7 protein-coding genes and 1 pseudogene are annotated in these 10,611 nt (G+C 71.0%); 6 read left to right on the forward strand and 2 right to left on the reverse strand.

From position 1 onward, the window contains the following. From ACJA3G_RS19600 to ACJA3G_RS19610, 3 genes are all read left to right on the forward strand, one after another. The coding region (locus ACJA3G_RS19600; RefSeq protein WP_406554315.1) for a GNAT family N-acetyltransferase at positions 1-525 on the forward strand (525 nt) is incomplete at its 5' end. A 105-nt stretch (positions 526-630) separates the two neighbouring features. Further along, on the forward strand, positions 631-2,505 hold the full coding sequence (locus ACJA3G_RS19605; RefSeq protein ID WP_406554316.1) for an IucA/IucC family protein: 1,875 nt from the start codon (positions 631-633) through the stop codon (positions 2,503-2,505). A gap of 37 nt (positions 2,506-2,542) precedes the next feature. Continuing rightward, entirely contained in the window at positions 2,543-4,537 is a 1,995-nt protein-coding gene (locus tag ACJA3G_RS19610; protein WP_406554317.1) for an ATP-dependent DNA helicase, read from the forward strand. Between the two features lie 188 nt (positions 4,538-4,725). Here the strand turns inward: ACJA3G_RS19610 and lexA are convergent, their stop codons facing one another. After that, positions 4,726-5,520: a transcriptional repressor LexA gene (gene lexA / locus ACJA3G_RS19615; protein ID WP_406554318.1), complete on the reverse strand. Its 795-nt coding sequence runs from the start codon at positions 5,518-5,520 to the stop codon at positions 4,726-4,728. A 683-nt stretch (positions 5,521-6,203) separates the two neighbouring features. Here lexA and nrdR point away from each other — a divergent pair. After that, complete coding sequence (gene nrdR, locus ACJA3G_RS19620; protein WP_406554319.1) at positions 6,204-6,725, forward strand: transcriptional regulator NrdR; 522 nt, start codon at positions 6,204-6,206, stop codon at positions 6,723-6,725. Positions 6,726-6,867: 142 nt separating this feature from the next. Further along, positions 6,868-9,756: a vitamin B12-dependent ribonucleotide reductase gene (locus tag ACJA3G_RS19625; protein WP_406554320.1), complete on the forward strand. Its 2,889-nt coding sequence runs from the start codon at positions 6,868-6,870 to the stop codon at positions 9,754-9,756. Between the two features lie 133 nt (positions 9,757-9,889). On the opposite strand, the gene ACJA3G_RS19630 is transcribed toward ACJA3G_RS19625, so the two are convergent. Further along, entirely contained in the window at positions 9,890-10,420 is a 531-nt protein-coding gene (locus ACJA3G_RS19630) for a TerD family protein (RefSeq protein WP_406554321.1), read from the reverse strand. A gap of 110 nt (positions 10,421-10,530) precedes the next feature. Between ACJA3G_RS19630 and ACJA3G_RS19635 the strand changes: the two are divergent. Further along, positions 10,531-10,611 (forward strand): annotated as a pseudogene (locus ACJA3G_RS19635) (DUF4937 domain-containing protein); the annotation flags it as partial.

A 10,611-nucleotide genomic window follows, 5' to 3' on the forward strand; every position in this document is an offset into this window, starting at 1 on the left:
GTCGGCCTCCTCCACCTCGTCCCCGTACGCGTCGAGCGTGACCTCCCCCTCCTGAGCGCCTGGATGAACGACCCCGCGGTGGCCGCCTTCTGGGAGCTCGCGGGGCCCGACTCGGTCACGGCGGCCCATCTGCGGCCCCAACTCGACGGTGACGGGCGGAGCGTGCCGTGTCTCGGGCTGCTCGACGGCGTTCCGATGAGCTACTGGGAGATCTACCGGGCCGATCTCGACCCGCTCGCCCGGTACTACCCGGCGCGTCCGCACGACACCGGCATCCACCTCCTCATCGGTGGTGTCGCGGATCGCGGGCGCGGGGTCGGGACCGCTCTGCTGCGGGCCGTCGCCGATCTCGTCCTCGACAACCGGCCGCTGTGTCCCCGGGTGGTCGCCGAGCCCGATCTGCGCAACACCCCCTCCGTCTCCGCCTTTCTGAGCGCGGGCTTCCGGTACGCCGCGGAGGTCGACCTTCCCGACAAGCGGGCCGCCCTCATGGTCCGCGACCGCGCGCTGAGGAACCTGCTGTGAACCCGCCGCGAGCCGTCGCCAAGCACCCGCCGCGGCGTACCGCGAACCACCCGCTGCCCTACATACACCGCTCGAACCGAACCGGTTCCACCCCGAGGAGTCGCCTTGCCGAACCCGCTTGTCCCCGATGATTCCGAAGAACGGGAGGAACTGCTCGTCCCGCCCGAGCTGAACCGCGAGGCCTGGGACCGCGCGGCCCGCCGACTGCTCGCCAAGATGCTCGGGGCCTTCGCGTACGAAGGGATCATCGAGCCGGTCGCGCGGCGCGAGAGCGGCGGCGAGGACCACGGCCCGGAAGGCGGCCCCGGAGACCCGGGCGGGCCCCGGGGGGAACACGGCACGTACACGCAGGCCCTGGACGACGGCTCCGCCCTCTCCTTCCGCGCCCGGCGCGGCGCGTACGACGACTGGCTCGTCGACGCCGACTCCGTCACCCACTGCGGACAGCCCTTCACCGACCCGCTCGCCTTCCTCACCCGGGCCCGCCGCACGCTCGGACTCGACGGCGCCACCTTCGGCCACCTCGTCGGCGAGCTCACGGCCACCCTCGCCGCCGACACCCGCCTCGACCACACCGCGCTGTCCGCCGCCCGTCTCGCGGAGCTCGGGTACGGGGAGCTGGAGGGCCACCAGACCGGGCATCCCTGGCTCGTCCTGAACAAGGGCCGGGTGGGGTTCTCGGCCGCCGACGCCGCCCGCTGGGCCCCCGAGGCCCGCAGGGCCGCCCCGCTGCCCTGGATCGCGGTCCGCACCGACCTCGCCCGCTACCGGGGCGTCGCCGCCCTCGCCACCCCCGACCGGCTCTACGCCCGGGAGCTCGACCCGGAGGTCCGCGCGGGCTTCGCCGCCGCGCTGCGCGCGCGTGGACTCGCCCCCGAGGACTACCTCTATCTGCCCGTCCACCCCTGGCAGTGGGACGAGGTGGTCCTGCCGCTGTTCGCCCCGGCCGTCGCGGACGGCGCGATCGTCCCGCTGCCGGGCGACAGCGACCTCCGGCTGCCCCAGCAGTCCATCCGGACCTTCCTCAACACCACACGCCCCGAGCGGCACACCGTGAAACTGCCGCTGTCCATCCTGAACACGCTGGTCTGGCGGGGACTGCCGACCGAGCGCACGCTCGCCGCGCCCGCCGTCACGGCCTGGATGCAGGGCCTGTGCGACGCCGATCCGTTCCTGTGCGACGAAAGCGGGGTGATCCTGCTCGGAGAGGTGGCCTCCGTGGCGGTCGAGCACCCGCTGTACGACCACCTCGCCGAGGTTCCGTACCAGTACAAGGAGCTGCTCGGAGCGATCTGGCGCGAGCCGCTGCAGAACCGGCTGGCGGGCGGCGAACGCGCGCGTACGCTCGCCTCGCTGCTCCACACCGATCCGCGCGGACGCGCCTTCACCGCCGAGCTCGTCGCCCGCTCGGGGCTCGCCCCCGGGGTCTGGCTGCGCCGGCTGTTCGGCGCGATGCTGCCGCCGCTGCTGCGGTTCCTCTACCGCTACGGGACGGTCTTCTCGCCGCACGGCGAGAACGCGATCGTCGTCTTCGACCAGCACGACGTGCCCGTCCGTCTGGCGATCAAGGACTTCGTGGACGACGTCAACGTCAGCGCGGAACCACTGCCCGAGCACGACTCCATGCCCGACGACGTACGCGCCGTCCTGCTGACCGAGCCGCCGTCCTTCCTCACCCAGTTCATCCACTCCGGCCTCTTCGTCGGAGTCTTCCGCCATCTCGCGCCGCTGTGCCGGGAGCACATGGGCGTCGCCGAGGGCGACTTCTGGGCGCTGGTGCGTGACGAGATCCTGCGCCACCAGGCCAGGTTCCCCGAGCTCAAGGAGCGCTACGAGATGTTCGACCTGCTCACGCCCAGGATCGAGCGGCTCTGCCTCAACCGGAACCGGCTGCACCTCGATGGCTACCGGGACCGTCCCGAGCGCCCGCACGCGGCCGTCGCGGGCACCGTCCCGAACCCGCTCGCACCGCCGGCGTGATCGGATTGTCAGTGGTGCCCCGTAGGGTGGTCGGGCTATGACGAAGCCATCTCTCCCCGAGCTCCTGCACGCCGCCGTCGCCGCCGTCGGCGGCCTGGAGCGCCCCGGCCAGGTCACCATGGCCACGGCCGTCGCCGACGCCATCGACAGCGGTTCCCACCTGCTCGTCCAGGCCGGCACCGGCACCGGAAAGTCCCTGGGCTATCTGGTGCCGGCGCTGGCGCACGGCGAGCGCGTCGTGGTGGCCACGGCGACCCTGGCGCTCCAGCGGCAGCTCGTGGAGCGTGATCTTCCGCGTACGGTCGACGCGCTGCACCCGCAGCTGCGGCGCCGACCGGAGTTCGCCATGCTCAAGGGCCGCTCGAACTACCTCTGCCTCCACCGCCTCCACGAGGGCGTGCCGCAGGAAGAGGAGGACGGGCTCTTCGACCAGTTCGAGGCCGCCGCGCCCACCAGCAAGCTCGGTCAGGACCTGCTGCGGATGCGGGACTGGGCGGACGAGACGGAGACCGGCGACCGGGACGATCTGACGCCGGGCGTCTCGGACCGGGCCTGGGGCCAGGTGTCCGTCTCCTCACGGGAGTGCCTGGGCGCCTCGAAGTGCGCGTACGGAGCGGAGTGCTTCGCGGAGATGGCCCGCGAGCGCGCCAAGCTGTCGGACGTGGTGGTCACCAACCACGCCCTGCTCGCGATCGACGCGATCGAGGGCGCCCCGGTGCTCCCGCAGCACGAGGTGCTGATCGTCGACGAGGCGCACGAGCTGGTCTCCCGCGTCACCGGCGTCGCCACGGGCGAGCTCACCCCGGGGCAGGTCAACCGGGCGGTGCGGCGGGCCGCCAAGCTCGTCAACGAGAAGGCCGCCGATCAGCTCCAGAGCGCCGCCGAGGGCTTCGAGCGGCTGATGGAGCTCGCGCTGCCCGGCCGGCTGGAGGAGATCCCGGAGGACCTGGGGTACGCGCTGATGGCGCTGCGCGACGCCGCTCGTACGGTGATCTCGGCGCTCGGCTCCACCCGCGACAAGTCCGTCCAGGACGAGGACGCGGTGCGCAAGCAGGCTCTCGCGGCGGTGGAGAGCGTCCACGCGGTGGCGGAGCGTATCTGCAACGGCTCCGAGTACGACGTGGTCTGGTACGAGCGGCACGAGCCCCGCGGCGGCGCCGCATACCGGCAGAGTGGCGCCTCGCTGCGGGTCGCCCCGCTCTCCGTCTCGGGGCTGCTGCGGGAGAAGCTCTTCGCGGAGCGCTCGGTGGTGCTCACCTCGGCGACGCTCAAGCTCGGCGGAGACTTCAACGGGGTGGGCGCCTCGCTGGGCCTGGCGCCGGAGGGCACCGAGGGCGAGGACGTGCCCCAGTGGAAGGGCATCGACGTCGGCTCGCCCTTCGACTATCCCAAGCAGGGCATCCTCTATGTCGCCCGCCATCTGGCCACCCCGGGCCGGGAGGGCTCGCGCGGCGACATGATGGACGAGCTGGCGGAGCTGGTCGAGGCGGCCGGGGGCCGCACGCTGGGCCTTTTCTCGTCGATGCGGGGCGCCCAGGCCGCCGCCGAGGAGCTGCGCGGGCGGCTGGACAAGCCGGTCCTGCTCCAGGGCGAGGACACCCTGGGCGAGCTGATCAAGACGTTCGCCGGCGACCCGGAGACGTGTCTGTTCGGCACGCTGTCGCTGTGGCAGGGCGTGGACGTGCCGGGTGCGAGCTGCCAGCTGGTGGTGATGGACCGGATCCCGTTCCCCCGGCCCGACGATCCGCTGATGAGCGCTCGTCAGAAGGCGGTGGAGCAGAACGGCGGCAACGGCTTCATGGCGGTCGCGGCCACCCATGCCGCGCTGCTGATGGCCCAGGGTGCGGGCCGGCTGGTCCGGGCGACGGGGGACCGGGGCGTGGTCGCGGTGCTCGACCCGAGGCTGGCGAACGCGCGCTACGGAAGCTATCTGCGGGCTTCGCTGCCGGACTTCTGGTACACCACGGACCGCAACCAGGTGCGGCGCTCGCTCGCCGCGATCGACGCGGTGGCCAAGGCCGACGGGAAATAGCCGACGGGAAGTAGTCGCCCCGGGGCCGGTCGGCTCCGGGAGACAAGGCCGAGAGACAGGGCGGGGCAGGGGCGGAGGGAAGGGCCCGGCTCGGGTGCCTGTATCCGGGCACGTGCCTGCCCCCGGGCACAGCAGGGCCCCGGGACCGGCGCAGTGGGTCCCGGGGCCGGTCCTTGCCGGCGGGTCGGTCAGACCCGCCGCAGCACTGCCACCACCTTGCCGAGGATGGTCGCCTCGTCGCCGGGGATGGGCTGGTACGCGGCGTTGTGCGGGAGGAGCCAGATGTGGTTGTCCTCGCGCTTGAACCGCTTCACGGTGGCTTCGCCGTCGAGCATCGCGGCGACGATGTCGCCGTTCTCCGCCACGGGCTGGCGGCGCACGGTGACCCAGTCGCCGTCGCAGATCGCGGCCTCGATCATCGAGTCACCGACGACCTTCAGGACGAAGAGCTCGCCGTCGCCGACCAGCTGGCGGGGGAGGGGGAAGACGTCCTCGACCGACTCCTCGGCGAGGATTGGGCCACCGGCCGCGATCCGGCCGACCAGCGGCACATAGGAGGCCGCGGGCTTGCCGGTGGTGTCGGTCTGCTGGCTGCTGGGCTGGTCCGAGCCGCGCACCTCGTACGCCCGGGGGCGGTGGGGGTCGCGGCGGAGGAAGCCCTTGCGCTCCAGGGCCATGAGCTGGTGGGCGACCGAGGACGTGCTGGAGAGACCCACCGCCTGACCGATCTCCCGCATCGACGGCGGGTACCCCCGGCGCTGGACGGAGTCGCGGATGACCTCGATGACCCGCCGCTGCCGGTCGGTGAGACCGGAGCTGTCCGCCCTGATGCCCGGAGGCCGCCCGGGCAGCGAGCGCGTGGACCGCGCGGGATCGCCGCCCTCCTGGTTCGTGACTGCGTCATTCATGGCATGCACCGGCTCAAGTCGGGTCTGGGAGCGGTCCTGGGCAGTGATGGTGGCACTGTCTGCGGTGGTGGTCACGTCGGCCCCTCTCGAAATGGTCTCCCTAGCTGGACAACGGTAGTAGCTTTCGAAAGGTTGCGCCAAACACACGTTCGAGTGAAAAATCGCAGAACGCGTGACGTGACGATAAGGCCGGGTGTATGCGGTGCCTGTCGCCGGGGTCCGGTCGAACCCCGGACCGCAGGCATTTCGGGCGATTACGGTACCCTTCACCACCGACGCCGATACCCCTGGGGGCGCGCCGCGCGGCAGCCCCCGGACGATCGGACGAACCGCCGGACCGTGCGTACGTACGACCGTGCGGTGATGGCCGGTACCGCGCTCCGCGGGGCCCCAGTCTGCCATCCGGTCGCCCGGAAACGCGGTCGGGCGCGCCCGGGACGAAGTCTGCGACGTGGTGCCCCGGCGACCCGCAGCCGCTGCTGCCCGCCGGTCGTCCGTCGCCCTCCGGGCCCGCGCGGACACGGGCCGGAACCGGACCCCGGGGACGCTGTTCCCTGCGCGACCGATCCGCGACACGCGGTAGTGGACGCTTGTCGGTGAAACCCCAGATCTAGTGGTTGGATTGCCCCCGCCACCCAGAAGTTGTGGTCGTTGGTCCTTCTGGCCACGCCCATCGCCTATGCTGGTGGCTGCTTCGACGGGGCCTGTTCAGGCCTGACGAGGCTATTCAGTCGTGCTGTGAAGGAGGGTTGGGATCCATGCACTGCCCCTTCTGCAGGCACCCCGACAGCCGTGTCGTCGACAGTCGGACCACCGACGACGGCACGTCGATCCGCCGGCGCCGCCAGTGCCCCGACTGCTCCCGTCGCTTCACGACGGTGGAGACGGCCTCGCTGATGGTCATCAAGCGGTCGGGCGTCACCGAACCCTTCTCGCGCACCAAGGTCATCTCCGGCGTCCGCAAGGCGTGCCAGGGACGGCCGGTCACCGAGGACGCCCTCGCCAAGCTCGGCCAGCGGGTCGAGGAGGCGGTGCGCGCCACCGGCAGCGCCGAGCTGACCACCCATGACGTGGGTCTGGCCATACTCGGCCCCCTGCAGGAGCTCGACCTCGTCGCGTACCTGCGCTTCGCGTCCGTGTACCGGGCGTTCGACACCCTCGATGACTTCGAGGCCGCCATCGCGGAGCTCCGCGAACAACGGCCTCCCGCGGACGACGCGGACGCGCGCGCGGCAGGAGTGACCCCCGCGGTCCCCGTGCCCGCCACCGCCGCCGACTGACCGGCGGACCCCGGCCGCCGATCGGCGGCGATCCAGGACCTGTCACGGGTGCTCTGCGCGGCGCCCGGGACACAAGACACACACCGTGCCACGGGAACATTCGGGCACTTTTGGGCGTTTTCGCCCGCGTATGGGAGGCGGCATGACAGAGACGACGAGCGGCCCGGCACGAGGATCCCGCACCAAGGGCTCCAAGCCGGCCAAGGGCCTGCGTATCGAGCGCATCCACACCACCCCCGGCGTGCACCCGTACGACGAGGTGACCTGGGAGCGTCGTGACGTCGTCATGACCAACTGGCGCGACGGCTCGATCAACTTCGAGCAGCGTGGCGTCGAGTTCCCCGACTTCTGGTCGGTGAACGCGGTCAACATCGTCACCAGCAAGTACTTCCGCGGGGCCGTCGGCACCCCGCAGCGCGAGACCGGTCTCAGGCAGCTCATCGACCGGATCGTGAAGACGTACCGCAAGGCCGGCGAGGACCACGGCTACTTCACCTCGCCCGCCGACGCCGAGATCTTCGAGCACGAGCTGGCGTACGCCCTCCTGCACCAGATCTTCAGCTTCAACAGCCCCGTGTGGTTCAACGTGGGCACCCCGCAGCCCCAGCAGGTCTCCGCCTGCTTCATCCTGTCCGTCGACGACTCCATGGAGTCGATCCTCGACTGGTACAAGGAAGAGGGCATGATCTTCAAGGGCGGCTCGGGCGCCGGCCTGAACCTCTCCCGTATCCGCTCCTCCAAGGAGCTCCTCTCCTCCGGCGGCAACGCCTCGGGTCCGGTCTCCTTCATGCGCGGCGCCGACGCCTCCGCCGGCACCATCAAGTCGGGCGGCGCCACCCGCCGCGCGGCCAAGATGGTCATCCTCGACGTCGACCACCCCGACATCGAGAACTTCATCGAGACCAAGGTGAAGGAGGAGGAGAAGATCCGCGCGCTGCGCGACGCGGGCTTCGACATGGACCTGGGCGGCGACGACATCACGTCCGTCCAGTACCAGAACGCCAACAACTCCGTCCGGGTGAACGACGAGTTCATGAAGGCCGTCGAGACCGGCGGCAAGTTCGGGCTGCGCGCCCGGATGACCGGTGACGTCATCGAGGAGGTCGACGCCAAGTCGCTCTTCCGCAAGATGGCCGAGGCCGCCTGGGCCTGCGCCGACCCCGGCATCCAGTACGACGACACCATCAACCACTGGCACACCTGCCCGGAGTCCGGCCGCATCAACGGCTCGAACCCCTGCAGCGAGTACATGCACCTGGACAACACGTCCTGCAACCTCGCCTCGCTGAACCTGATGAAGTTCCTCAAGGACGACGGCCAGGGCCACCAGTCCTTCGAGGTCGAGCGGTTCGCCAAGGTCGTCGAGCTGGTCATCACCGCGATGGACATCTCGATCTGCTTCGCCGACTTCCCCACCCAGAAGATCGGCGAGAACACCCGCGCCTTCCGTCAGCTGGGCATCGGCTACGCCAACCTCGGCGCCCTGCTGATGGCCACCGGCCACGCGTACGACTCGGACGGCGGCCGGGCGCTCGCCGGCGCCATCACCTCGCTGATGACCGGCACCTCGTACAGGCGCTCCGCGGAGCTCGCCGCGGTCGTCGGCGCGTACGACGGCTACGCCCGCAACGCCGAGCCGCACCAGCGCGTCATGAAGCAGCACGCCGACGCCAACACCAAGGCCGTCCGCGTGGACGACCTGGACTCCCCGATCTGGGCCGCCGCCACGGAGGCCTGGCAGGACGTGGTCCGGCTCGGCGAGAAGAACGGCTTCCGCAACGCCCAGGCGTCGGTCATCGCCCCGACCGGCACCATCGGTCTCGCGATGTCCTGCGACACCACCGGCCTGGAGCCCGACCTCGCGCTGGTCAAGTTCAAGAAGCTGGTCGGCGGCGGCTCGATGCAGATCGTCAACGGCACGGTGCCGCAGGCGCTGCGCCGCCTCGGCTACCAGCCGGAGCAGATCGAGGCGATCGTCGCCCACATCGCCGAGCACGGCAACGTGGTCGACGCCCCGGGCCTGAAGACCGAGCACTACGAGGTCTTCGACTGCGCCATGGGTGAGCGCTCCATCTCCGCGATGGGCCACGTCCGCATGATGGCGGCCATCCAGCCGTGGATCTCCGGCGCGCTCTCCAAGACGGTCAACCTGCCGGAGACGGCGACCGTCGAGGACGTCGAGGAGGTCTACTTCGAGGCGTGGAAGATGGGCGTCAAGGCGCTCGCGATCTACCGCGACAACTGCAAGGTCGGCCAGCCCCTCTCCGCGAAGACCAAGGAGAAGGAGGCGGTCACCGCCAAGGCCGAGGAGACCATCCGCACCGCGGTCGAGAAGGTCGTCGAGTACCGCCCGGTCCGCAAGCGCCTGCCCAAGGGCCGTCCGGGCATCACCACCTCCTTCACGGTCGGTGGCGCCGAGGGCTACATGACCGCCAACTCCTACCCGGACGACGGTCTGGGCGAGGTCTTCCTGAAGATGTCCAAGCAGGGCTCGACCCTCGCGGGCATGATGGACGCGTTCTCGATCGCCGTCTCGGTCGGCCTCCAGTACGGCGTTCCGCTGGAGACCTACGTCTCGAAGTTCACCAATATGCGGTTCGAGCCGGCCGGTATGACCGACGACCCGGACGTGCGGATGGCGCAGTCGATCGTCGACTACATCTTCCGCCGCCTGGCGCTGGACTTCCTGCCCTTCGAGACCCGCTCGGCCCTCGGCATCCACTCCGCCGAGGAGCGTCAGCGCCACCTGGAGACCGGTTCGTACGAGCCGACCATGGAGGACGAGGACATGGACGTCGAGGGACTGGCCCAGTCCGCGCCCCGTCAAACGGAGACGCTGAAGGCCGTCGCCGCGCCGAAGCCGGCCGTCGTCGAGCCCCCGAAGGCGGTGCACAACTCGGCGGAGCTCGTCGAGATGCAGCTCGGCGTCAGCGCCGACGCGCCGCTCTGCTTCTCCTGCGGCACCAAGATGCAGCGGGCCGGCTCCTGCTACATCTGCGAGGGCTGCGGCTCGACCAGCGGCTGCAGCTGACAACGGGCGCTCGCGGCCCGAGCGCTCCCGGGGCCACTCAGGCCCTGCCCCGTGGGGACCGGCGAACCGCCGGTCCCCACAGGGGTGTCCGGGGGCGGAACAGCCCCCGCGGGCCTGGCCGCGTACGCGCGAGTCAGGCCGTCCGCGCGCCCATCGCGGCGGTGAAGGCGTCCGGTTCCAGGTCGAAGCCGCGCACGCCCGGGTGGAACTGCCAGGCGCCGCCCGGGGACCTGACGAACTCCGCGACCGTCGCGGCCGTGCAGTGCGCCACGGCGGAGAAGTCGTCCCTCGCCAGCTCCGTGTAGCCCTCGCGGATGTGCACCTCCGGGTTGGCCACATCGCCGAAGACCAGCCGGTCCGGGCGCTGCTGGATGACGACGCCGACCACGATCCGGCCGTGCGCCTCGGGCTGGCGGGCGAACTCCACCGTCAGCACCTCGTCGTCCCCGAAGCCCTTTCCGGTGGTGCTGTCGCGGCTCATGTAGACCGTGCCGTCGGGGGAGCGGCTGTCGAAGTGCACCAGATAGGCGGGGCTGCCGTACGGGTCGGACACCGGGTAGACCGCCGCGATCACATCGAGGTCATGGGCCGGGGTGCCGGCCGGGCTCGGGTCCCACCGCAGTGCCACCTCGACCTTGCCGAGTCCCTTGCTGAATCCGCTCATCCCCAAACCCCTCCCCAGGACGGCCTGTTGGCGGGCCGTACGGTGACCATGCTGCCACGCGCGCGTGGCTCTCCGGTCCGCCGGAGTGGGACCGGGGCGGGGGGCCGGAGCCGTACGATGGCGCGGTGCTGGTCAAGTGGATTCGCTGCACGGTGGTCGACCGTCCCGGCTTCGACCGGGGGCAGCGGAAG

It is taken from the genome of Streptomyces sp. YS-3, assembly GCF_045257485.1.
Taxonomy (GTDB): domain Bacteria; phylum Actinomycetota; class Actinomycetes; order Streptomycetales; family Streptomycetaceae; genus Streptomyces.

Bases quoted from the DNA above. Each gene is read 5' to 3' on its own strand.
- ACJA3G_RS19610 (WP_406554317.1), top strand. From the start codon at position 2,543: ATGACGAAGCCATCTCTCCCCGAGCTCCTGCACGCCGCCGTCGCCGCC.
- nrdR (WP_406554319.1), top strand. From the start codon at position 6,204: ATGCACTGCCCCTTCTGCAGGCACCCCGACAGCCGTGTCGTCGACAGT.
- ACJA3G_RS19625 (WP_406554320.1), top strand. From the start codon at position 6,868: ATGACAGAGACGACGAGCGGCCCGGCACGAGGATCCCGCACCAAGGGC.
- ACJA3G_RS19630 (WP_406554321.1), bottom strand. From the start codon at position 10,420: ATGAGCGGATTCAGCAAGGGACTCGGCAAGGTCGAGGTGGCACTGCGG.